At 59.0% G+C, this 22,802-nt stretch carries 24 protein-coding genes and 1 pseudogene; 15 read left to right on the top strand and 10 right to left on the bottom strand.

The window, feature by feature from the left end:
• Positions 1–157 precede the first annotated feature (157 nt).
• The 4 genes and pseudogenes from CKW26_RS07950 (at position 158) to CKW26_RS30465 (ending at position 3,597) form a co-directional block, all read left to right on the top strand.
• A complete protein-coding gene (locus tag CKW26_RS07950) occupies positions 158–685 on the top strand; it encodes a sigma-70 family RNA polymerase sigma factor (RefSeq protein ID WP_095048175.1) in 528 nt (175 codons plus the stop codon).
• Positions 682–1,695, top strand: a complete 1,014-nt coding sequence (locus CKW26_RS07945) for an ABC transporter substrate-binding protein (RefSeq protein WP_095048174.1) — start codon at positions 682–684, stop codon at positions 1,693–1,695. The genes CKW26_RS07950 and CKW26_RS07945 overlap by 4 nt, the downstream gene beginning before the upstream one ends.
• Positions 1,696–2,277: 582 nt before the next feature.
• Positions 2,278–3,054 (top strand): annotated as a pseudogene (locus CKW26_RS30470) (PAS domain-containing protein); the annotation flags it as partial.
• A 3-nt stretch (positions 3,055–3,057) separates the two neighbouring features.
• Positions 3,058–3,597, top strand: coding sequence for a methyl-accepting chemotaxis protein (locus CKW26_RS30465; protein WP_225919999.1), 540 nt, complete (start codon positions 3,058–3,060; stop codon positions 3,595–3,597).
• A gap of 135 nt (positions 3,598–3,732) precedes the next feature.
• Here CKW26_RS30465 and CKW26_RS07930 read toward each other — a convergent pair whose 3' ends face one another.
• From CKW26_RS07930 to CKW26_RS07920, 3 genes are all read right to left on the bottom strand, one after another.
• The gene (locus tag CKW26_RS07930; RefSeq protein ID WP_095048171.1) at positions 3,733–4,278 is read right to left on the bottom strand and encodes a hypothetical protein; all 546 of its coding nucleotides are present in this window, start codon (positions 4,276–4,278) and stop codon (positions 3,733–3,735) included.
• Between the two features lie 153 nt (positions 4,279–4,431).
• Positions 4,432–5,856 carry an MFS transporter gene (locus tag CKW26_RS07925; RefSeq protein ID WP_095048170.1) on the bottom strand — a complete coding sequence of 475 codons (1,425 nt, stop codon included), beginning with the start codon at positions 5,854–5,856 and terminating at the stop codon, positions 4,432–4,434.
• A gap of 125 nt (positions 5,857–5,981) precedes the next feature.
• Positions 5,982–6,422 carry a PACE efflux transporter gene (locus CKW26_RS07920; protein WP_093430448.1) on the bottom strand — a complete coding sequence of 147 codons (441 nt, stop codon included), beginning with the start codon at positions 6,420–6,422 and terminating at the stop codon, positions 5,982–5,984.
• A 121-nt stretch (positions 6,423–6,543) separates the two neighbouring features.
• On the opposite strand from CKW26_RS07920, the gene CKW26_RS07915 reads away from it, so the two are divergent.
• Positions 6,544–7,416 (top strand): LysR family transcriptional regulator, encoded by an 873-nt coding sequence (locus tag CKW26_RS07915; RefSeq protein WP_095048169.1) that lies wholly within the window; start codon positions 6,544–6,546, stop codon positions 7,414–7,416.
• A 41-nt stretch (positions 7,417–7,457) separates the two neighbouring features.
• Here CKW26_RS07915 and CKW26_RS07910 read toward each other — a convergent pair whose 3' ends face one another.
• Positions 7,458–8,489, bottom strand: a complete 1,032-nt coding sequence (locus tag CKW26_RS07910) for a LacI family DNA-binding transcriptional regulator (RefSeq protein WP_095048168.1) — start codon at positions 8,487–8,489, stop codon at positions 7,458–7,460.
• Between the two features lie 216 nt (positions 8,490–8,705).
• Here CKW26_RS07910 and CKW26_RS07905 point away from each other — a divergent pair, with 216 nt between their 5' ends.
• Together CKW26_RS07905 and CKW26_RS07900 are read left to right on the top strand one after the other, a co-directional pair.
• Positions 8,706–9,239: a gluconokinase gene (locus CKW26_RS07905; protein WP_095048167.1), complete on the top strand. Its 534-nt coding sequence runs from the start codon at positions 8,706–8,708 to the stop codon at positions 9,237–9,239.
• Positions 9,240–9,321: 82 nt separating this feature from the next.
• The gene (locus CKW26_RS07900; protein WP_095048166.1) at positions 9,322–10,677 is read left to right on the top strand and encodes a GntP family permease; all 1,356 of its coding nucleotides are present in this window, start codon (positions 9,322–9,324) and stop codon (positions 10,675–10,677) included.
• A gap of 171 nt (positions 10,678–10,848) precedes the next feature.
• Here the strand turns inward: CKW26_RS07900 and alaC are convergent, their stop codons facing one another.
• The gene (alaC, locus tag CKW26_RS07895) at positions 10,849–12,057 is read right to left on the bottom strand and encodes an alanine transaminase (protein ID WP_053122962.1); all 1,209 of its coding nucleotides are present in this window, start codon (positions 12,055–12,057) and stop codon (positions 10,849–10,851) included.
• A 139-nt stretch (positions 12,058–12,196) separates the two neighbouring features.
• Between alaC and CKW26_RS07890 the strand changes: the two genes are divergently transcribed.
• From CKW26_RS07890 to CKW26_RS07880, 3 genes are all read left to right on the top strand, one after another.
• The gene (locus CKW26_RS07890; protein WP_095048165.1) at positions 12,197–12,859 is read left to right on the top strand and encodes a LysE family translocator; all 663 of its coding nucleotides are present in this window, start codon (positions 12,197–12,199) and stop codon (positions 12,857–12,859) included.
• A 68-nt stretch (positions 12,860–12,927) separates the two neighbouring features.
• Positions 12,928–13,422 (top strand): GyrI-like domain-containing protein, encoded by a 495-nt coding sequence (locus CKW26_RS07885; protein ID WP_095048164.1) that lies wholly within the window; start codon positions 12,928–12,930, stop codon positions 13,420–13,422.
• A gap of 324 nt (positions 13,423–13,746) precedes the next feature.
• A complete protein-coding gene (locus CKW26_RS07880) occupies positions 13,747–14,235 on the top strand; it encodes a GNAT family N-acetyltransferase (RefSeq protein WP_095048163.1) in 489 nt (162 codons plus the stop codon).
• Positions 14,236–14,382: 147 nt separating this feature from the next.
• Here the strand turns inward: CKW26_RS07880 and CKW26_RS07875 are convergent, their stop codons facing one another.
• Both CKW26_RS07875 and CKW26_RS07870 read right to left on the bottom strand, forming a co-directional pair.
• The gene (locus CKW26_RS07875; protein WP_095048162.1) at positions 14,383–14,988 is read right to left on the bottom strand and encodes a pyridoxamine 5'-phosphate oxidase family protein; all 606 of its coding nucleotides are present in this window, start codon (positions 14,986–14,988) and stop codon (positions 14,383–14,385) included.
• Between the two features lie 18 nt (positions 14,989–15,006).
• Complete coding sequence (locus tag CKW26_RS07870) at positions 15,007–15,492, bottom strand: GNAT family N-acetyltransferase (protein ID WP_095048161.1); 486 nt, start codon at positions 15,490–15,492, stop codon at positions 15,007–15,009.
• A 141-nt stretch (positions 15,493–15,633) separates the two neighbouring features.
• Here CKW26_RS07870 and CKW26_RS07865 point away from each other — a divergent pair, with 141 nt between their 5' ends.
• From CKW26_RS07865 to CKW26_RS07855, 3 genes are read left to right on the top strand one after another with little or no spacing between them, the layout of a single operon-like run.
• Entirely contained in the window at positions 15,634–16,059 is a 426-nt protein-coding gene (locus tag CKW26_RS07865) for a nuclear transport factor 2 family protein (RefSeq protein ID WP_095048160.1), read from the top strand.
• 40 nt (positions 16,060–16,099) lie between these two features.
• Entirely contained in the window at positions 16,100–16,444 is a 345-nt protein-coding gene (locus CKW26_RS07860) for a YciI family protein (protein ID WP_095048159.1), read from the top strand.
• Positions 16,437–17,708, top strand: coding sequence for an RNA polymerase sigma factor (locus tag CKW26_RS07855; protein ID WP_095048158.1), 1,272 nt, complete (start codon positions 16,437–16,439; stop codon positions 17,706–17,708). The genes CKW26_RS07860 and CKW26_RS07855 overlap by 8 nt, the downstream gene beginning before the upstream one ends.
• Positions 17,709–17,749: 41 nt before the next feature.
• Here the strand turns inward: CKW26_RS07855 and CKW26_RS07850 are convergent, their stop codons facing one another.
• Positions 17,750–18,604: a LysR family transcriptional regulator gene (locus CKW26_RS07850; RefSeq protein WP_095048157.1), complete on the bottom strand. Its 855-nt coding sequence runs from the start codon at positions 18,602–18,604 to the stop codon at positions 17,750–17,752.
• Positions 18,605–18,693: 89 nt separating this feature from the next.
• On the opposite strand from CKW26_RS07850, the gene CKW26_RS07845 reads away from it, so the two are divergent.
• Complete coding sequence (locus CKW26_RS07845) at positions 18,694–19,131, top strand: multidrug/biocide efflux PACE transporter (protein ID WP_095048156.1); 438 nt, start codon at positions 18,694–18,696, stop codon at positions 19,129–19,131.
• Between the two features lie 121 nt (positions 19,132–19,252).
• On the opposite strand, the gene CKW26_RS07840 is transcribed toward CKW26_RS07845, so the two are convergent.
• On the bottom strand, positions 19,253–20,011 hold the full coding sequence (locus CKW26_RS07840; protein WP_095048155.1) for an SDR family NAD(P)-dependent oxidoreductase: 759 nt from the start codon (positions 20,009–20,011) through the stop codon (positions 19,253–19,255).
• A gap of 125 nt (positions 20,012–20,136) precedes the next feature.
• Between CKW26_RS07840 and CKW26_RS07835 the strand changes: the two genes are divergently transcribed.
• Positions 20,137–21,033, top strand: coding sequence for a LysR family transcriptional regulator (locus CKW26_RS07835; protein ID WP_095048154.1), 897 nt, complete (start codon positions 20,137–20,139; stop codon positions 21,031–21,033).
• A gap of 120 nt (positions 21,034–21,153) precedes the next feature.
• Here CKW26_RS07835 and CKW26_RS07830 read toward each other — a convergent pair whose 3' ends face one another.
• Positions 21,154–22,767: an inorganic phosphate transporter gene (locus CKW26_RS07830; RefSeq protein WP_095048153.1), complete on the bottom strand. Its 1,614-nt coding sequence runs from the start codon at positions 22,765–22,767 to the stop codon at positions 21,154–21,156.
• Positions 22,768–22,802: the final 35 nt, after the last annotated feature.

Raw genomic sequence — 22,802 nt, 5'->3', positions numbered from 1 at the left:
TCGGTGTAGGCGCTGCCGAAGGCTGCGATCTTTTGATCTTTTATTTGTAAATGGAATATAAAGATTCGTTTTAAGTATTTTTAACGAATAAGGCGCCTTGCTACGATCGCGCCACCGGAACACCGGACATTCAGCGACCCCTCATCAAGGAGCCCCTATGTCCGGCGCCGACCTTTCCCATCGTCACACCGTGGACGGCCTGTTTCGCGCCCACTATGGTTGGCTCTGTGCTTATCTGCGCCGTCATCTGCATGACGCGGCCAGCAGCGAAGACATCGCCGCCGAAACCTTCGCCCAATTGCTCGAAGCCCCAGCGCTGAGGGCCATTCGTGAACCTCGCGCCCTGCTGACGACTATCGCCCAACGCCTGCTTTATCAGCGCTGGCGACGCGGTGATCTGGAACGTCACCATCGCCAGCACATCGATGTCGATTACGCCGCTTCGCCTGAAGACCTCGTAACGCTGTCGCAAACCCTCAACCGCATCGATCACAGCTTGCAGCGCTTGCCCGGCAAAGTCCGCGCGACGTTTCTGCTCGCCCGCATCGACGGCCTGACCTACCCGCAAATCGCCACCGAACTGGGTATCTCCCAGCGTTCGGTCAGCGTGTACATGAGCCGTTCCCAAGCGCTGTGCGATCGCCACAGCGCCAACCAATTCCTGCAAAACAAGAGGTCTGCATGAGATCGATCAAAACCCTGCTCGGCACGTCGTTGCTGGCTCTGAGCCTCAGCGTTGGTACTGTTTCGGCTACGGAGAAAACCGTGCCGATCCACTTCGGCGACATCACCTGGGAGAGCGGCAGTTTCATCACCGAAGTGCTGCGCCTGATCGTTGAGAAAGGCTATGGCTACCCGACCGACACGTTGCCCGGCAGTACGGTCAGCCTTGAGGCCGCATTGGCGAAAAACGATATCCAGGTGATTGGCGAAGAATGGGCCGGGCGCAGTCCGGCGTGGGTCAAGGCGGCCGCCGAAGGCAAGGTGTTCGGTTTGGGCGATACGGTCAAAGGCGCCACCGAAGGCTGGTGGGTACCTGAGTATGTGATTAAGGGCGACCCTGAACGCGGGATCAAAGCGTTGGCGCCGGAGTTGAAGTCGGTGGCGGACCTGCCGCGCTACAAAGACGTGTTCCGCGACCCGGAAGATCCGTCTCGCGGGCGCTTCCTCAATAGCCCGACCGGCTGGACCTCGGAGATCGTCAACAGCCAGAAGCTCAAGGCTTATGCGCTAAATGACAGCTTCGTCAACTTCCGTACCGGTTCCGGCGCGGCGCTGGATGCCGAGGTGGCATCGTCGATCAAGCGTGGCAAACCGGTGTTGTTCTACTACTGGTCACCGACGCCGCTGCTTGGCAGATTCAAACTGGTCAAACTGGATGAGCCGCCATTCGATGCGGAGGCCTGGAAGACCCTGGCCGATGCCAACAATCCCAACCCCAAGGGCACCCGCTCAATGCCGGCGAGCCTGGCGATTGGCGTGTCGGCCCCGTTCAAGGCGCAGTATCCGGAGTTGGTGACGTTCTTTGAAAAGGTCGATCTGCCGATCGATCTGTTGAACCAGACACTGGCGGGGATGAGCGAAAAACGTTTGCAGCCGAGAGTGGTGGCGCAGGCGTTTTTGCGTGATCAGCCGCAGGTCTGGAAGCCTTGGGTGCCCGCGGAGGTGGCGACCAAGGTGACTGGAAGTCTGTAAGTCGTTTCTGTCGTTTTTGTAGTGTTTGTAATGGCCTCATCGCTGGCAAGCCAGCTCCCACAGGAATCGCGCTGATTTGCAGAAGCGCAGAATCCTGTGGGAGCTGGCTTGCCAGCGAAAGCGTCCGCCCCGGCAACATTTCTTCCCGCGCTGAACCGTTTCTTGTGCAAAAAGTGCCAGATACTGGCCGACTAGTGGCCTTGCGCAGGTCTTTGCACTGGCTATGCTTCCCGTAACTAACTATGTCGACCGTCATGTCAAAACATGGCTGAAACACATCGTTGGTCCGTGAATTCATGCTGCCAGAGTGCGCAACCCAAGGCACCGACACTGAACCAACAAGGAGCGTCGCTTACATGGAAGTTCTTCAACGCGTTAGGGCTGGCCCGCGTGCGGGCTATCAAGAGAAGGATGTCTTGATTAGAGCGTCGCTGCATGGACGCTCCGATTGATCATCATTTATCACCTGACAACTTCCTCCCGTGGAGGAATGCGTGTGCCTGTTCTGTGGAACGTAGTGGTGGATCGTGAAAGAACTGAACTTTCATCAAATCAAAAGTCCGCGCGGAAGGTGATACAACCATGTTCAACCTACATCACAAGGCTGACCTGCAGGAAATCGAGCGCTTCAGCTGCGCCCTGACCGAGGCCAATGCCAAGTTGGCTGCGATCAGCCGTTCGATGGCCATGATCGAGTTCAGCCCTGACGGCATCGTTATCGATGCCAATGAAAACTTCTGCAAGACCATGGGCTACAGCGCCGATGAGGTGCGCGGCAAACATCACCGGGTGTTTTGTGAAGAGGCTTTCTATCGCAGCGAGGAGTACGCCAAATTGTGGCGTGACCTGGCTCGCGGTGAGCCGATCAGCGGGACTTTTCTGCGCTTGAACAAGGCCGGCAGGGAAGTCTGGCTCGAAGCCAGTTACATGCCGGTGTATGGCCCGGACAAGCAAGTCAGAAGTGTGATCAAAGTGGCGGCGGACATCACCGCGCGGATCAACAAGGAACACGAAGAAGAAAGCATGCTGGCCGCGATTGGTCGCTCCATGGCGGTGATCGAGTTCACTCCGGAAGGCAATGTCATCGCCGCCAATGACAACTTCCTCAAGACCATGCAGTACTCGCTCAACGAAATCGTCGGCCATCATCACAGCCTGTTCTGCCATCGCGCCGAAGCCGAGTCCCCGCAATACAAGGCATTCTGGGCGTCGCTCAATCGCGGCGAATATCACTCGCACCGTTTCGAGCGCAAGAACAAGTCTGGGCAGATGGTTTATCTCGAAGCCTCGTACAACCCGTTGTTCGACGCCAAGGGCCGACTGTACAAAGTGGTCAAGTTCGCCAGCGACATCACCCATCAGATGACCACGCTGCAGAACGCTGCCGAATCGGCCCACAGCACCTCGGTACAAAATGACGCCTGCGCGCAAAAAGGCTCACAGGTCGTGCAGCAAACCGTGCAGATCATTCAGGACATCTCCCGCGACCTCAACGAAGCGGCGGCGAGTATCGATGCGGTGAGCAAGCAATCGGACATCATCGGCACCATCGTCCAGACCATTCGCGGGATTGCCGACCAGACCAACTTGCTGGCGCTCAATGCCGCCATCGAAGCGGCGCGAGCCGGTGAACATGGACGCGGGTTTGCCGTGGTTGCGGATGAAGTGCGCAGCCTGGCGGCGCGAACCAGTCAGGCTACCTTGGAAATTGTCGAGGTAGTGCGCAAGAACCATGACCTGTCGCTGAGTGCGGTGTCGAGTATGCAGTCGAGCCTGAGTCGCACCGGGCTCGGGGTTGAGCTGGCCAATGAGGCGGGGGAGGTGATTCTGGAAATTCAGCAGGGCTCGCGGCATGTGGTGGACGCGATCAGTCAGTTCAATGAGACCCTGCAACTGAACTGATTTCTTCAGCTGGATACAATCAATGTGGGAGCGAGCTTGCTCGCGAAAGCGATGTGTCAGTAGGTGGAAATTTCACTGATACACCGCCTTCGCGAGCAGGCTCGCTCCCACATTTGATTTCGGGTGACTTGAAGATCAGAGCGCAGCAAGAAACTTGTTGGCCTGCTTGTCACTGTCCTTCACATCGTTGTCTTTTTCCGCCTGCGCCAACTTCATCTTGTCCTGCAAGCGCTCGGCGATCTCTTTGCCGATGGCCAGTTGTTTCTCCGGCGGCATGGCTTTGATGTCGTCTTCGGTCAGCCCCATGGATTGCAGGATACTGTCGCGCAGACGCTGTTCCGGCGTCTTGCTCATGTAGTCCTTGAACTCGTCGGTGGCGGATGTCGCTGAGGTGCTGGTGGCGTCGGTCGATTGCAGGTTCACGCGGGTCTTGGCGAACGCTTCGTCGACGTTATCGCTGATGCGTGTGGCTTCGCTGACTTGCTGGGTGGCGATCTGCGTCGCCGAGTCCTGCACCTTGGCAGTGGCTTCAGCGGTTTGCGCCTGGGTCTGGTTTTGCAGGGTTTGCAGCATGGCGCCGTGCAGGCCACCTTGCAGACCGGCGGCTGCCGTGGTGGTGGCATCGTCATTCAGCGCTTTGGGCAGGTGAATGATTTGCTGTTGTTTGGCACTGATCAACATGACGTGTAGACCTGTAGGTAATTGCTGGCTCGCGTATCGGAGCAATTACCGTGCCTTCTGAATAAATCCTTTTATTTCAACAAGTTGATCGTCAGTCAGGTATTCGTGGCGGTCATCCCTTGCCGATAAGCGGCAGAGGATGACCGTTGTCCATCAGCGATGAGCGATGTTTTCCAGCGCCAGATTGCGCGTGCGCGGGCCGAACCAGCCGATGGTCAGCATCACGATTAGCATGCTGCTGACGATAAACGCCAATACCCCCGGCGTACCGAAATTGTCGAGAAACAAGCCGATCAACAAGCTGCTGAACACTGTCGACAAGCGACTGAACGAATAACAGAAACCCACGGCGCGCGCGCGGATGTTGGTCGGGAACAATTCGCTCTGGTACGAGTGATAGCTGAAACTCAGCCAGGCGTTGCAGAAAGTGATCATCACCCCGCAGAAGATCAGCCCGAATGCGCTGGTCTGCAGGGCGAACAAGGTGCCGAAGGTCATCGCGCCGAGGGCCGAACCGACGATCTGCCATTTGTTTTCGAAGCGGTTGGCGAACTTGACGAACAGCAGCGGCCCGAGCGGGTAGGCGAGGGTGATGATGAAGGCGTACATCAAACTGTGAGTGACGCTGACGCCCTGACCGGACAGCAGCGCCGGCAGCCAGTTGCCGAAACCGAAGAACCCAATGGCCTGGAAGATGTGGAACACGATCAGCATCAACGCGCGGCGGCGATACGGTGGCTGCCAGATATCGGCGAAGCGGCCCTTGCCTTCGACGTCGACCGGTACGGCTTCGGGAACGTCCAGCGCTTTGCCGTGATCCTTCGCGCATCGTGCTTCGATGCCATCGAGAATCCGGTTGGCTTCCTCAAAGCGGCCATGCTGCGCGAGCCAGCGCGGCGATTCCGGCAGACGTTTGCGCAGCCACCAGATAAACAGCGCAAACACCGCGCTGGCCAGCACCACCCAACGCCAGCCGGAGACCCCGAACGGCGCTTGCGGCACCAGCCACCACGACATCAATGCCACCGCCGGCACTGACAGGAACTGCACGAAAAACGCGAAGGCAAAGGCTGAGCTGCGCATGCGTTTCGGCACCAGTTCCGAGAGGTAAGCATCAATGGTGACCAGCTCGATGCCCAGGCCGATGCCAACCAGAAAGCGCATGCAGATGATACCCAGCGCCGAACTCTGAATCCCCATCAACACCGTCGCCACCGTGTACCAGACCAGCGCGAAGGTGAAGATCGCACGGCGGCCGAAACGATCCGCCAATGGGCTGAGCAGACTGGCGCCGAGGAACAGGCCGAGAAACGTTGCCGAGGCAAACGCTGCCTGATCAGAGAAACCGAACACGCCCTGATTGCCAGTGGCAAAGATCCCGTCGCGGATTAGTCCGGGGCTGATGTAAGCGGTCTGGAACAGGTCGTAGAGTTCGAAAAACCCACCGATCGACAGCAGCGCCACCAGCCGCCAGATCGTCGCGACCGCCGGAAGGCGATCGATGCGGGCGGATACCTGAGCAGCGCGGATCGGGTCGATGCCGTCGCTTTGTGCGGTGGCGGGGGCGTGTGCAGTCATGGGCTGGTCCATTTTTTATTGATGGAAAAGCTTAGCCTGCTATCGGAGTTCACGGATTGTGAATATCGGCGGATTAAACAGATAAACCGCTGAATTCTCGCAATATCTGCTTACGAATTAACGATTTATGCCGCAGCCGCCGAATCTGGTAGCGCCGAGGCTGGCAGCCCGAAAATCCTGTCAAACAGCCAATTGAAGGCAAACGTGTAGCAGGGGATGAAAATGATCAGCGCCAGATCGAGCAGAAACGCCTGCACCAGACTGATGTTCATCCACCAGGCAATCAACGGAATCAGGAACACGATCAGCGTCAGTTGAAAGCCCACCGCGTGAGCGATACGGCGTTTCACTGTGCGCGTGCGCGATACCTGGCGACTTTCCCAGCGCTCGAACAGCGAGGTGTAAATGAAATTCCAGGTCACGGCGATGGTGGTGATGATCACCGCCAGTGGCCCGGTGCTGCCCGGTGAGGTGCCGGACAATAACGCCAGACCGAGGGCGGAGAAAGTCATGCCGATCACTTCGTAGAGCGACACGTAGACCAGTTTGCGTTTGACGCCTTGCATGGGGAGTTGCCTCTTTCTTGCCGTTTGTCGCCAGCGGGACTGGCGAAGGCGGCAAAAGATAGCTTCAATAGGGCTGACAGAAAAAGTCAGTAGCTTTCAGTTTTGTTGATAGGTGTGCAAATTGAATTTCAACAGTGACAGCATCGAGCTGTTTCTTGCCGTAATCGAACGCGGCTCGTTTTCGGCGGCGGCGCGTGCGTTGGGCAAAGTCCCGTCGGCCGTGAGTATGGGGATCGGCAACCTTGAGGCGGAACTCGGTTATCTGCTGTTCGACCGCAGCCATCGCGAACCGCAACCCACGGCGATGGCGCTGTCGCTAGTGCCACACGCGCGGCTGATTGCCGAGCAACTCAAGCAGTTGCAAGTGCATGCGGTGGAACTGTCGTTGGGGCTGGAGAGCAAGTTGTCGATCGGCGTAGTCGCGGACATCGACCGGCGCCGTTTGCTGGCGGCGATCAAGGTGATCGCCGAGCACCATCCGTTGCTCGATATCGAAGTGCTGACCGCACCGCAGGACGACGTGTTGGCGATGCTGCACAGCGGCCGCGTCAGCCTGTGCCTGGCGTTCGCCGGATTGAGCATGAATGTGCTGGAGCGTTTTCAGTTTGTCGGCAGCGAACGGATGATTGCCACCCTGGCGGCGGACAGTCCGTTGTTGCGGGGTCAGGATCTGTTTCTTGAGGATCTGGTGCATGTACGGCAAATCATCGTCGCCAGTCGTGACTTGCCGATCAGTGAAACGCGGCCGTTGGTGGCGGAGTCGTATTGGCGCACCGATAGCCTTGAGACGGCGATGGAAATGGTCGAGGCGGGATTGGGCTGGGGCAATTTTCCGTTGTCGGTGGTGCAGTCGCGGATCGAATCCGGGCGACTGAAACGGCTGAATTTCCGCAACATCGAAAACGGACTGGTGATGCCGGTGCATGCGGTGTGGCTCAAGAGCCAGCCATTGCAGAAGGGCGCGCATGCCCTCGTCGAATTGTTGGGCGGTTGATCGTTCCCACGCAGAGCGTGGGAACGATCGGTTACCTGTTGTCAGGTACTTTCGCGAATCTTCAGTTCAAAGCCCATGTCTTCCACCGGACGCGCCACGCTGTTACCGGCCATCAACGTCAGCATCTGCTCCGCCGCGCGCCGGCCGATCGCTTCACGCGGGGTGTTGATGCTGCTCAGGCGCGGCACCATGTGCTCTGACATCGGCAAGTCGTTAAAACCGAGAATCGCCACCTGCTCGGGAATCTTGATGCCGTGACGCAGCGCTTCCAGTAACGCACCCTGCGCCAGGTCGTCGTTGCCAAAGAAGATCGCATCAACGTCCGGATGCGCCGCGAGCAATTGCAAAAACAACTCCCCGCCCAAGCCCACCGATGAAGAACGAGGCGTCAGTACTTCCAGATCCGGGTCGTAACGCCCGGCCTTTTGCAACGCTTTGCGAAAGCCTTCACCGCGCAACAACGTGCGCTGATCAAGTTGCGCACCGATGTAAGCCAGACGCTTGCGCCCACGTGAGAGCAAATGCTCGGCCGCCGTTTCACCGGCACTGAGCTGCGAGAAGCCGACGCAATTCACCCCGGCAGCGCTGTCCAGTTCCATCATGTACACGCAGGGAATATTGCTCGCCTCGATCATCCGTCGTGAACTTTCCGTGCGATCAAACCCGGTCAGCAAAAATCCACGCGGCTGATAGGCCATGTAGTTGCGCAGCAGGTTTTCTTCTTCATCGCGTGAATAGTGGAAGTTGCCGATCAGCACTTCGAAGCCTTTGGGCGTGAGCACCCGATGAATGGCTTCCAGCGTATCGATGAACAGAAGGTTGGACAGTGAAGGCACTAATACCACGACCGAATGGCTCTGCGCCGAGGCCAATGCGCGGGCGGCAGGGTTGACCACGTAGTTGAGTTCGAGCGCGGCTTTCTGGACTTTTTCCACAAGGTCAGTGGCCACGGTGCTGACACCGCGCAAGGCCCGGGAGGCGGTAATCGGGCTGACACCGGCCAGGCGGGCAACTTCATTCAGGGTGGGACGGCCGGTGGTGCGGGTATTTTTATCGTTTTTAGGGGAGGTCATCGGGCGGCTTGCCAAACAAAAATCAAGGCACTAAGGTAGCGCTGTCCTGATGCAGCTGTAAATGCGTAAGCGAGGTCCTGCCTGATCTTCGCTTTTTGGCGTTGGGAACAAACCTGCTGCAACCCAAAAAAACGACAAGAAGGCGTCGGCAACTTCTGCCTGTGCACTAGAGTCATAGCTAGCAAAGGTAGCGCTGTCTGCGCGCTGAGGTGTTATATGAGTCATCCCATCACCGCCCTGGTCATCATGGGCGTTGCCGGTTGCGGCAAGACGTGCGTCAGCGAGGCCCTGTGCCAATTGAGCGGCGCCACTGCCATTGAAGGCGATACTTTCCATCCGGCCGCGAACATCGAAAAGATGAGCGCGGGGATCCCCCTGAACGACGACGACCGTGCCGGCTGGCTCGACAGCCTGTGCGATGAACTGCGTCGCGTCGACGCGCTGGGCAAACGCCCGGTGCTGACTTGCTCGGCCCTTAAACACAGTTATCGCGAAGTGTTGCGCAGCGCCTTGCCGGGCCTGGGTTTCGTGTTTCTTGAATTGACCCCTGAAGTTGCCGCTGAACGTGTGTCCCACCGTCCGGGCCACTTTATGCCCGCGACGTTGATCGAAAGCCAGTTCGCCACCCTCGAATCGCCGAAGGGTGAGCCGTTGACGTTGGCGTTGAATGCTTCGATCCACAGCGTTGAAGAGCTGGCATCCCAGGCTCACGTCTGGTGGCAGGCCCACGGTCTGAAGCAGGCGGTATGAGTGTGTTGAAAGAGATAGCGCTGTCCTTCCGACTTCTGTTTAACCCGCTTTAATAACAACAACAATCCAGGAGACACCCCCAATGTTTGGCATGTCCCACGACGCCTACCTGCTGCTCGATGCAGTGGTCACGGTAATCGGCCTGATTATCCTGATCACCAAATTCAAGATTCACCCGTTCATTTCCCTGACCATCGCCGCCGCGTTCCTCGGCCTGACGTCGGGCATGCCGATCGGCACCATCATCAAAGCGTTCCAGGACGGCTTCGGTGGCGTGCTCGGTTTTGTCGGCATCATCCTTGCGCTGGGCACCATGCTCGGCAAAATGATGGCCGAATCGGGCGGGGCGGATCAGATCGCCCAGACCCTGATCCGTGCGTTCGGTAAAGACAAAGTCCAGTGGGCGATGATGTTCGCCGCGTTTCTGGTGGGCATCCCGCTGTTCTTCGAAATCGGCTTTGTCCTGCTGATTCCGTTGGTGTTCATCGTTGCGCGCCGCACCGGCGTGTCGATCATCAAGATCGGTATCCCACTGCTCGCTGGTCTGTCCGCCGTGCACGGTCTGGTGCCACCGCACCCGGGTCCGCTGCTGGCCATCGGCGTGTTTGGCGCTGACATCGGCAAGACCATTCTCTACGGTCTGATCGTTGCGCTGCCGACCGCGATCATTGCTGGTCCGATCTTCGGTACGTTCATCGCCAAGCACATTCCGGGTCACCCGAATCAGGAACTGGTCGATCAACTGGCCCGCGAAAATGACGACTCGACCACGCTGCCGAGCTTCAGCATCACCCTGATCACCGTGCTGCTGCCGGTGTTCCTGATGCTGCTGAAAACCTTCGCTGACGTGGCGCTGCCGGACGGTCACTTCTTCCGCACCTGGATGGACATGATCGGTCACCCGATCTCGGCACTGCTGCTGGCGTTGCTGCTGTCGCTGTACACCTTCGGGCACAAGCAGGGCATCGGTTCGCAGCAGATGCTCAAGTGGCTCGACGCGAGCCTGGCGCCAACCGCCGCGATCATTCTGATCATCGGTGCCGGCGGTGGCTTCAAGCAGATGCTGGTCACCAGCGGTGTGGGCGACGTGATTGGCCACATGGCGGTCAGCGCGCAGATCTCGCCGATCCTGTTGGCGTGGCTGGTGGCGGCGGTGATCCGTATCGCGACCGGTTCGGCGACTGTGGCGACCATCACGGGCGCGGGCATTGTCGTGCCGGTGGTGGGGATGATCCCGGGCGTTAACCGTGAGTTGCTGGTGCTGGCCACCGGCGCCGGTTCGCTGATCCTGTCCCACGTGAACGACGCCGGTTTCTGGTTGGTGAAGCAGTACTTCAACATGACCGTGGCCGAGACGTTCAAGACCTGGACGGCGATGGAAACCATCCTCTCCATCGTCGCGTTGGGCTTTATCCTGCTGTTGTCGCTGTTCGTTTAAGCGGCTTCACGCAGACACAAAAAAACCGCAGCGATGCGGTTTTTTTGTGGGTGATCGTTCCCACGCTCTGCGTGGGAATGCAGCCCGGGACGCTCTGCGTCCCAAAGCGGACGCAGAGCGTCCATTGAGGCATTCCCACGCGGAGCGTGGGAACGATCAGAGGTGGGTCAGTTATTTGGTAACTAACCCATCCGCCCGGAACATCCCGCGAATCCCGCGCACCGCCTGACGAATCCGGTCCTGGTTTTCGATCAGCGCAAAGCGCACATGATCGTCGCCATACTCACCAAACCCCACCCCCGGCGAGACGCAGACCTTGGCCTCGGCCAGCAGTTTCTTGGCAAACTCCAACGAACCCAGATGCGCGTAGGCCTCAGGGATCTTCGCCCAGACGTACATCGACGCCTTCGGATTCTCAACCATCCAGCCCAGTTCATGCAGGCCTTTGACCAGCACGTTGCGGCGCTGGCGATACTGCTCGGCGATGTCGCGCACACACTGCTGATCGCCTTCCAGCGCGGCAATCGCCGCCACTTGCAGCGGGGTGAAGGTGCCGTAGTCGTGGTAGCTCTTGATCCGCGCCAGAGCGTTGACCAGTTCCGGGTTACCGACCATGAAACCGATGCGCCAGCCGGCCATGTTGTAGCTCTTGGACAGGGTGAAGAACTCCACCGCAATGTCCTTGGCGCCTGGCACCTGCATGATCGACGGGGCTTTCCAGCCGTCGTAGACGATGTCGGCGTAAGCCAGATCGTGAATCACCAGCACGTCGTACTGCTTGGCGAGGGCGATCACCCGTTCGAAGAAATCCAGTTCCACGCACTGTGCGGTCGGATTCGATGGGAAGCCGAGGATCATCATTTTCGGTTTCGGAATCGAACCGCGAATGGCCCGTTCCAGTTCGTCGAAGAAGTCCACGCCTGGCACCAGCGGCACCGAACGCACCTGGGCACCGGCAATCACCGCACCGTAGATGTGAATCGGGTAGCTCGGGTTTGGCACCAATACGGTGTCGCCCTGATCCAGGGTCGCCAGCATCAAATGCGCCAGGCCTTCCTTGGAACCGATGGTGACGATGGCTTCGCTTTCCGGGTCGATGTCGACCTCGTAGCGTTGCTTGTACCAGTTGGAAATCGCCCGGCGCAGACGCGGAATACCCTTGGATGTGGAGTAACCATGGGTGTCTTCGCGTTGGGCAACCTGGACGAGTTTTTCGACAATATGCGGCGGCGTGGCGCCGTCGGGGTTGCCCATGCTCAAGTCGATGATGTCTTCACCACGACGCCTGGCAGCCATTTTCAGCTCGGCGGTGATGTTGAAAACATAAGGGGGGAGTCGATCTATGCGCGCAAAGCGGCGCGGCGAACCTTGTTCAGCCATTGTTGCCTCGGATAACGTAAGCGCCCGGAACCGTCCGAGCGACGCTGGTCACTGCGGTGACCTGTGGCGGAAGATAAGGTCAGTGATGGCATACTGTCCAGCCCGTTTGTAAACAATTTTGTCCCAAGGAAATCGGTAGATGGAATTCACCAGCGGCTTCTTGCTGAGCCTTTCGCTGTGCCTGGATATCGGCGTGGCCAACATCGCCATGATCACCCTGGCGATGCAGCGCGGTTACTTTCAGGGCTTTGCGCTGGGCCTCGGCACCTGTGTTGGCGACCTGGTTTATGCGGTTCTGGCGCTGGCCGGGATGACCGTTTTGCTGCAATACGAGACCGTGCGTTGGGTTTTGTGGATTGGTGGTTCGGCGCTGCTGATCTACTTTGCGGCGAAGATGATTTACTCGGCGATCCATCACGAAGCGCTGCTGGCCGAGACGGCGGAAGTGGGGCAGAACTCCCATCGCAAAGAGTTCTTCCGGGGGATATTTCTCGCCATGTCGTCGCCGAGCGCGATTCTCTGGTTCGCGGCGGTGGGCGGCACCTTGATTGCGCGTTCCGGTGGTGGCGGTCCTTTGAGTTCGGCGCTGTTCCTCGGTGGGTTCCTCTGCGCCGGACTGCTGTGGTCCGCCGGTTTGTGCTTCGCTGCGAGCCATGGCGGCAAGCTCTTGGGCGATAAGCTATTACGCTATTCCTACATGGCATCTGCAGCGATCTTCTGCTATTTCGCGGTGTACGTGATCGTATCTGGCTACAACGAATTTGTCGGTTCGGGCGCCGTCGAGCAGTTGCACGCGCTGTAACCGTGCGATTTGGATCGGGCTTTCTATACTCCCAGCCGAACCCCTTTTTTTGTTCCAGGAGTCGAGTCATGGATGAGCAAAAACGCGTCGAAGTGGCTGAACCTCGCTTCGAACATGGACACTTCTTGCTGATTGCAGGTTTTCGCGGTCGATTTACCCAAGACACAGCCAAAGACATCCCGGCGCTGTGGGAAAAGTTCTTGCCGCACCTGGGAAAGATCCAGGGGCAAAAGAACGAAGTGACCTACGGTGTCTGCAGCAATTTCGACGGCAAGGGCGGCTTCGATTACATCGCCGGGGTGGAAATCAGTAAGCTCGATGACCTCGACCAGAAGGTCTACCAGTGGGTCGAAGTGCTGCCTCGCCAGTACGCAGTATTCGAGCACAAAGGACCGCTCGAGCAATTGCCACAAACCCTGCAATACATCTACAAGACCTGGTTGCCGACCTCTCATTACGTGGAGCTCAACGCCCCGGAGCTGGAGCGTTACAGCGCGGATTTCAATCCGAAGCTGCACACCGGCAAACTGGAAATCTGCGTGCCGGTCGATACCAAGGCCTGAGCCGACAAGCATGAGGCGGATCAATGATCCGCCTCATGGTTTTCAACCCCGCTTGCCTTTGCCCAACCGTCGCGCCCGCAACAGGTCGATGCCCAGAGTGATAAAGCCGAACGTACTGATGCCCAACACCATCAACAGGCCGATTTCAACGCTGCTCATAAGCGGTTTCCCCCAAGGGTAGTCAGAGACACACCTGAGAAATAGCCCGCCGCGAACCCGAAGAAAAGCACTTATACGCAGGCTTTACGCCGCCCTTGCGCATCGATATGCAGGCCTTATTCCTTTATGCTTTCGGCACTTTCTTCTGCCGATTTCCGAGCCGCCATGAACACCGTTATCCGCAACGTCACCGCCGCCGACCTGGACCGCTGCTACGCCATCGAAACCGTTGCCTACGAAGGTGACGAAGCGGCCACCCGCGAGAAGATCGCCACGCGCATTGCCACCTGGCCGGAAGGTTTTGTCGTCGCCGAAGTGGAGGGCGTGGTGGCAGGCTTCGTCAATTCCGGCGCGGCGTTTGACGTGCAGATGTCGGACGAGGCGTTTAAGGAGCTGATCGGCCACGACCCGAAAGGGCCGAACGTGGTGATCATGTCCGTGGTGGTGCACCCGGATTATCAAGGGCAGGGGCTGGCCAAGCGCTTGATGGGCGAGTTCATCGAGCGGATGCGCGGGATGGGTAAGGCGACGATTCATCTGATGTGCAAGGAAAAGCACATCCCTTTGTATGCCGGGTTTGGTTTTGCCTACATCAAACCGTCGGAGTCGGATCACGGCGGCATGGCGTGGCACGAGATGATCCTTACTCTCTAAAGCCAGCCCGATACTGATCGTTCCCACGCTCCGTGTGGGAATGTTTCCTGTGACGCTCTGCGTCACGACTTTGGGACGCAGAGCGTCCCCGGCTGCATTCTCACGCAGAGCGTGGGAACGATCATTTAACGATCATTTACGGGAGTATCAGTAGAGGGTGTCGGCAACTCGTTTCGGTGCTTCGCGGTCGTAGGTTTCGGCGTCGAACTCGCCATCGTTCAGGCGTTTGTGAAACGCGCCGGCGGAGGGCAGAGCCGAGCGCGGCAGATGCGTTTCAGGATTCCACGCATCCGAGCGTACAAACGCTTTGGAACAATGAAAGAACGCCGCTTCCACCGTCACCAGCAACACCGTTTTCGCCGGTTTGCCGTTCACCGCAAAGCTTTCCAGCAACTGCGGATCAGCGCTGATCGTCGCCGTACCATTGACCCGCAACGTCTCGCCAATCCCCGGAATAATGAACAACAACGACACCCGCGAATCGTGCAGCACATTGCGCAGAGTATCGATGCGGTTGTTACCTGGGCGATCGGGCAACGCCAGCGTGCGTTCGTCAATGATCCGCACAAACCCGGCTTTGTCACCGCGCGGCGAATTATCCAGGCCATCGGTGCCCACCGAGCTGACAATCACCAGCGGCGACAGGCGCACCATTGCTTGATAGTCCTCGTTGAGAAAACCGATCTGCTTGCGCAGCGCTCGTTCATGCGGCAGTCCGTAAATCGCTTCCAGTGCTTCGATTGAGTCGATCATCGTGCTTCCCTCGATGACTTAGAAAAACAGGCCCATGCGCCGTTCGTAACCGATCCGGCCCTTGTACGCTTCGCCGCTGTCGACGTAGCCGTGCTTGGCGTACAGCGCGATGGCCGCGTCGTTATCCGCATCCACCGACAATTCCAGCCCCTTGATCTCCGGCCACGCCTGACGTGCAACTTCGGGCAACGCTTGCAGACACGCCTTGCCGTAACCCTTGCCCTGAGCGCGGCGATCGACCTGCAACGCATGCAGGGTGGCGCTGTGTTCATCGGCCCAAGCCGGCAACACCGGCGGGCGCTTGAGCAACAGAAACGCCACCGGCACGTCATCCGCCAGCAGCGCAAAGCCCTTCACCCCGGGGCCGGGTTTCGACAGCAGGGTGTGCAAAGCACCGTGGATATCACCGGAGAACTTGATCTGCTCGGCATGGATTTCAATCGCCTCGACTTGCTCACGCTGCAAGGCGTTCAGGTTGTCGTACGGCACGAGTTGGGCTGACACGGGAATTTCCTTTTTCCTACAAAGATGAGGCTCGGATTCTAGCGATTTTGTCTTCTGCGGAAATTTTTTGTTTCGCCTGTCGATCTGCCCGTTCGCCGAACGACTAAGGGTGTCTTCACAACAAAAACCACGGAGAACAGCATGAGCGCACAAACCGATATCCAGACCCTGATCAACACCTACCGCGAAGCCGTCATGAAAAAGGACGTGGAGAAAGTCATGGCGCTGTACGCCGACGACATCGTCTCTTTCGACGCGATCAAGGCCCTGCAATTCAAGGGTAAAGCCGCCTACCGCGCGCACTGGGTCGAGTGCATGGAAATGTGCCCCGGCCCGCACATTTTCGAGTTCCACGAAATCGCCATCGAAAGTGCTGACAACATCGCTTTCGCCCACTGGGTGGCCAACTGCGGCGGCACCAATGACAAGGGCGAAACCCAGAGCTGCTGGATGCGCGTCACCGTTTGCTATCGGCAGGTTGGTGGGGCGTGGAAAATCGCCCACGAACACTGGTCGGCGCCGTTTGATCCGATGAGCGGTGCGACGCTGTTCGATGTGACCCCCTGATCTTCAGCCATAGTTGAACCGTCCGATTCAGGAGAACGCCATGAAGTATTTATGCCTGGTCTACAGCGATGAACGCCTGCTGCATTCATCGCCCGACAGCCCGGAGGACGCCGAGTGCTGGGCCTACGCCGAGTCGATCCAGGGCAGCGGGCGGATGGTTGCCGCCGAGGCGCTGGAGTCGGTGCAGACCGCCACCACGGTGCGTATGCGCAACGGCAAACTGTCGATCACCGACGGCCCGTTCGCCGAAACCAAGGAGCAATTGGCCGGTTTCTACCTGATCGACGCCAAGGACCTCAACGAAGCGATTCAGGTTGCCGGCGATATTCCGGCCGCGCGGGTGGGCAGCGTTGAAGTACGACCGGTGCGGCAATTGAATGTCTGAGGTCAAGGCGCGGGTCGAGCAGGTCTACCGCGAAGAATCGCGGCGGATCCTGGCGACGCTGATTCGCTTGCTGGGTGATTTCGACCTCGCCGAAGAAGCCTTGCACGAGGCGTTCTTCGTCGCGGTCGAACGCTGGCAGCGCGACGGCGTGCCGGACAACCCGCGCACCTGGCTGGTGTCTACCGGGCGCTTCAAGGCAATTGATGTGTTGCGCCGCCGCGCGCGGTTCAAGGCCTCGCAGCCATTGTTGTTGGCGCAGCTGGAAGAACTGGAACAGGCGGACTGGAGCGGTGAAGACGTGGAAGACGATCGTCTGCGGCTGATTTTCACTTGTTGTCACCCGGCGCTGGCGGCGGATGCGCAAGTGCCGCTGACGTTGCGCGAAGTCTGCGACCTGACCACCGAGGAAATCGCCCGCGCCTTTCTCTCCGCGCCGGCAGCGATTGCCCAGCGCATCGTGCGCGCCAAAGCGAAGATTCGTGACGCGAAAATTCCCTATCAAGTACCGAGCCTGAGCGAACTGCCCGAGCGCCTCGATAGCGTGTTGCGGGTGATTTATCTGGTGTTCAACGAAGGGTATTCGGCGTCGTGCGGAGCCGAGTTGATCCGTGAAGATCTGACCCGCGAGGCGATACGGCTTGGCCGACTGTTGATGGAATTGCTACCGGAGCCGGAGGTGATGGGGCTGCTGGCGATGATGCTGTTGCACGAGTCGCGACGGTCGGCGCGCACTTCGCCGAGTGGTGAACTGGTGCTGCTGGATGATCAGGATCGATCTCAGTGGGATGCCGGGCTGATTGCTGAAGGTAGTGCGCTGGTTGAGCGTGCGCTGACGACACGGCGGTTTGGGCCATACTGTTTGCAGGCGGCGATTGCGGCGGTTCATGCTGAGGCGCCGTCGGCGGGGGAGACGGATTGGGAGCAGATCGTTGGTTTGTATGACGTGCTGTTGCGTGCGATGCCTTCGCCGGTGATCGAGTTGAACCGGGCGGTGGCGGTGGCCAAGCGGGATGGGGCGCTGAACGGTTTGAATCTGATTGAAGGGATTTTGGGTCGCGGCGAGTTGCAGGATTACCACTTGGCGCATTCGGCGCGGGCGGAGTTTTGTCGGCAGTTGGGTAGGGTGGAAGAAGCGCGGGCTGCGTATATGCGGGCCTTGGAGCTGACCCGGCAAGAGCCGGAGCGGCGTTTTATCGAAGGGCGGCTCATGGCGCTGGAATGGCCCTCACCCCAGCCCTCTCCCTCCGGGAGAGGGCTGGGGTGAGGGGCTTTTGACTTCAGGCTTGCCAGCGATTGGCAGCGCCGCTATTCCAGCATCTTGCTCAACAACCAGCTCCCCGCCGGCCCCGGCGGATACAGCCGCGACCACAACGCATCGACAAACACCGGCTTAGGCCAGCCGCGCACCTTCAACTCCACCAGCAAATCATTGCCAAAACGCTGCGCCAGCCAACGCGGCAACGGCGCCCAGCCAAAACCTTTTTCGGCCATTTCCAGCAACATCAGATAACTCGGCGCCGACCACACCCGACCTTTGCCGCGACTGTCGTAAGGATTGACGATAGTCGCCAGGCGCAATTCACGGTGTTGTTCCAGGATGTGTTGATCAACGAGATCAAGCTTGGCCAGCGCGTGATCGCGATTGACGAACAGGGCGATTTCCGTGCGCTCGGCCACCGTCGAGGTCGCCAGGTCCGGTGGGTAGTTCTCTTGCATTTCGGCGAAGGCCAGATGCGCACGACCGCGCTGCACCAGTTCGATCAGGTCATCGCATTCGGCGATCAGGCATTCCAGCTCCAGATCCGGATAACGCTGCTCAAACCCGACCAGCGCCGCTTCAAAACGGTCCGACTGATAAGTGTCGGAAATCGCCACGGTCAGCTTCGGCTCGACGCCTTGGGACAACTGCCGCGCAGTCATTTCCAGACGACTGCTGGCCGCCAGAATCGCCTCAGCGCGTTGCAGCATCACATGCCCGGCCGGGGTCAGCGCCGGTTTGCGGCTGCTGCGATCGAACAACTGCAGATCCAGATCGATCTCAAGGCTGGCCACCGCCGCGCTGATCGTCGACTGACTGCGCCCCAGTTTGCGCGCCGCTGCCGAAAACGAGCCTTGGGTCGCCGCCTGGACAAATGCCAACAGCACTTCCTGCGAGATCATCAACTATCGCCTTGATCGATGGTTATTGGTTATGAAGTATCGGTATCAAGATAGATCATGGCAACCATCTTCACTCAAGGAGTCAGGCCATGACTGCCCACAAATCCATCTCTGAACGTATTTTCCAGGCCATCGGTTTCGAACTGCTGGCGATTCTGATCTGCACCCCGTTGCTGGCGTGGATCATGCAAAAACCGATGCTTGAAATGGGCGCGGTGACGGTGTTGATCGCCCTGTTGGCGCTGGGCTGGAACGTGGTGTTCAACCGCTTCTTCGATCGTCTGCTGGCGCGTATGAACGTTGCGCACAATGCCTGGGTACGGGTGGTGCACGCGTTGCTGTTCGAAGGTGGTTTGATCGTGATGGGCGTGCCGCTGATTGCCTGGTGGCTGTCGGTCAGCCTGTGGCAGGCGTTTTTGCTCGACATCGGCGTGTTGCTGTTCTTTCTGCCGTACACCTACGCGTATCACTGGGGCTACGACGTACTGCGCGAACGCTTCATGACCCGCAACGCTTGTCAGGGCTAACCCCCATCTCCATGTAGGAGCTGCCGAAGGCTGCGATCTTTTGCTGTTGATTTTTAAGGGCAACATCAAAAGATCGCAGCCTTCGACAGCTCCTATAGGGGGCAAGTGTTTTCAGCGTTGGTTAGAGGAACATGCCGCCAGATGCCTCGACCCGCTGACCATTGATCCACTGCGCACCGGGCGACAGCAACAACGCCAACGCCCCGCCAATATCATCCGGCTGCCCGGCCCGGCCCAGCGCGGTGTTGTCGGCGACCATCGCATTCACCGCCGCATTGTCGCGCACGGCACCACCACCGAAGTCAGTTTCGATGGCCCCCGGCGCGAGAATGTTTACACCAATCTGCCGCGCACCCAGCTCTTTGGCCTGATAACGGGTCAGCACTTCCATTGCCCCTTTCATCGCCGCATAAGCGCCGTAACCCGGCAAGCTGAAACGGGTCAGGCCGCTGGAAATATTGATGATCCGGCCGCCGTCGTTGATCAGGGGGAGCAATTGCTGGGTCAGGAAGAACGGCCCTTTCAACTGAATATTCATCAGCAGATCGAACTGCTCCGGCGTGGTTTCGGCGAACAGCGCGTGCACGCCGATCCCGGCATTGTTGATCAGGAAATCAAAGCGCTGACGTTTGAAGGTTTCCTGCAACGCGTGCTCAACCTGCGCACCGAAACCGGCAAAACTCTCGCTGCGGCTGACATCCAGTTGCAGCATCACGGCTTTGCCGCCGAATTTTTCCAGTTCAAGCACCAGCGCTTGGGCCTCATCGGCGCGACTGTTGTAGGTGCCGATGATGTCGATGCCTTGAGCGGCGAGGTGCAGGGCGGCGTTTTTTCCCAGGCCACGACTGGCGCCGGTGATCAATGCGATTTTGCGGTCCATGGTTTTTCCTCGATTGCCGTGAGTGATCAGGTGATGGATCAAAGTTTATTTGTCCGTCCTATGGTGATAAACAGACTGAAACCGGAATCACTGATCGGTTAAACCGAACAATCAATAGGTGGCCCATGAACAAACTGGAACTGCTGCGCACCTTCGTCCGGGTCAGCGAACTGTCGAGTTTTACCCTCGCGGGCGAGAGCCTTGGCTTGCCGCGCTCGACCGTGTCCGAACATGTGCAAGCGCTGGAAACCCTGCTCGGCACGCGTCTGCTGCAACGCACCACGCGCAAGGTGCAGGCGACGCAGGACGGCCTGGTGTTGTACGAGCGCAGCAAGGATCTGCTCTCGCACATGGACGAGATCGAGGGCTTGTTCCGCCAGGACGAGGCGTCGCTGACCGGGCGCATTCGGGTGGACATGCCGAACATTCTCGCGCGGCGTCTGATCATGCCGCGCCTGCCGCAGTTCATGGAGCGTCACCCGAACCTGGAACTGGAAATCAGCAGCACCGATCGCCGGGTTGATCTGCTCAGCGAAGGCTTCGATTGCGTGGTGCGCATCGGCGCGCAACCGGATCAGTCGGTGGTCGCGAGGCACCTCGGCGACTTCCAGATGGTCAACTGCGCCAGCCCCGCGTACCTCGAGCGCTACGGCGTGCCGCAAACCCTGGAAGATCTCGCGCAGCATCGGCTGGTGCATTACGTCGGCGTATTGGGTTCGCGTTCGGAAGGTTTTGTGTACGAGGAGGGCGGTCAGGTTAAACGCTTGCCGATGGCTGGCAGCATTACGGTCAACAGCACTGACGCTTACGAGTCGGCGTGCCTGGGCGGTTTTGGTCTGACGCAGGTGCCGCGCACCGGTATGCAGCCGCATCTGGAAAACGGCGAACTGGTGACCGTATTGCCGCAATTCACCGCGCCGGCGATGGGGATTTCATTGCTCTATGCCAGGCAGCGACACTTACCTTTGCGAGTGCGCGTGTTCATGGATTGGCTTGGCGATCTGATTCGCTCCGCGCTCTGAACCTGAACACCAAAACTGTAGGAGTGAGCCTGCTCGCGATAGCGGTGTGTCAGTTTAATCAATGTTGACTGACACACCGCTATCGCGAGCAGGCTCACTCCTACAGGGGATCTTCGTCGGTCAGAAGATCTGGGTGAACAGCCAGTAGAGGCTGCCTGACAGCAGAATGGCGGCGGGGAGTGTCAGCACCCACGCCATCAACAGATTGCGGATGGTCCTCATCTGCAACCCGCCACCGTTGGCGACCATGGTCCCGGCCACCCCCGAAGACAACACATGGGTCGTCGAAACGGGCAAACCAAACATGTCCGCCGCGCCAATGGTCAACATCGCCACGGTTTCCGCCGAGGCGCCCTGGGCATAGGTCAGGTGGGTCTTGCCGATCTTCTCGCCGACCGTCACCACAATCCGCTTCCAGCCGACCATGGTGCCCAGCGCCAGCGCGATGGCCACGGCGATCTTCACCCACAGCGGAATAAACCGCGTGGCGTTGTCGATCTGTTGCTTGAACAGTTGCAGTTTGCCGCTGGTGTCGGCGTCGAAATTGCCGACCCTGTTTTTGTCCATCAGGCGAATGCTTTCGCTGGCCAGGTACATGTCGTTACGCACGTTACCCATGGCTTCGGCCGGGACTTTCGCCAGTGAACCGTAGCCTTTGACTTCTTCACCGATGTGCCCAGTGAGGGCGGCGAGGGCGGGGATCAGTTGCGGCGTGGCGTCCTTGCTGCGCACATAATCGGAGAGGACCGCACGCGGATCGGCGGGCGTCGGCAGCGGTGCACTTTTCACCAGCGCCTGCTGGGTGACTTGCGCCACGGCGGCAAACTGCAGCGATTGTTCTTCGGGCATGGTGCGGTTCAAGGCGTAGGCCATCGGCAATGTGCCGACCAGAATCAGCATGATCAGGCCCATGCCTTTCTGGCCGTCATTGGAGCCGTGGGCGAAGGACACGCCGGTGCAGGTCAGAATCAGCAAACCGCGAATCCACCACGGCGGCGGGGTGTTGCCTTTAGGGGCCTTGTACAGCGCGCGATTCTTCACGAACGCACGCAGCGCCAGCAGCAACAGCGCCGCGCAACCGAAACCTACCAGCGGCGAGAGCAGCAAGGCGTAACCAATCTTGGTCGCCTGCGCCCAATCGACACCGCTGGTGCCGTCACGGCCGTGCATCAAGGCGTTGGCCACGCCGACGCCGATGATCGAACCGATCAGCGTGTGCGAAGACGACGCCGGCAAGCCCAGCCACCAGGTGCCGAGGTTCCACAGGATCGCCGCGATCAGCAGGGCGAAAATCATCGAGAAACCGGCAGACGAACCGACCTGCAGAATCAACTCCACCGGCAGCAACGCGATGATGCCGAACGCCACCGCGCCGCTCGAAAGCAACACGCCGAGAAAGTTGAAGAACCCCGACCAGACCACCGCGACATTCGGCGGTAACGAGTGGGTGTAGATCACCGTCGCGACGGCGTTGGCGGTGTCGTGGAAACCGTTGACGAACTCGAAACCCAGGGCAATCAGCAGCGCCACGCCGAGCAGCAGGAACGGCGTCCACGTGGTGACTACCGTGCCGAGTTCGTGCATGTCGTGCATCAGGCTGTAAGCGGTGAACAGCATTCCCATCGCCAACACGGCGAAAAAGATCACGTAGGTAAACGGGCCGGTTTTTTTGTCGAGGGCTGGCCTGCCACTGTGGGCGGACGCGGGGCTGGCGGTCAGGGAGGGAGTAGCCATGGCAGGACAATCCTGAGCGAGGGAAGGAATGTCGC

This window comes from Pseudomonas sp. Irchel s3h9, from assembly GCF_900187475.1.
GTDB classification, from domain to species: Bacteria; Pseudomonadota; Gammaproteobacteria; order Pseudomonadales; family Pseudomonadaceae; genus Aquipseudomonas; species Aquipseudomonas neuropathica.
The sequence above is the reverse complement of the archived record's forward strand: the minus strand, read 5'-3'. Positions and strand labels throughout refer to the sequence as shown.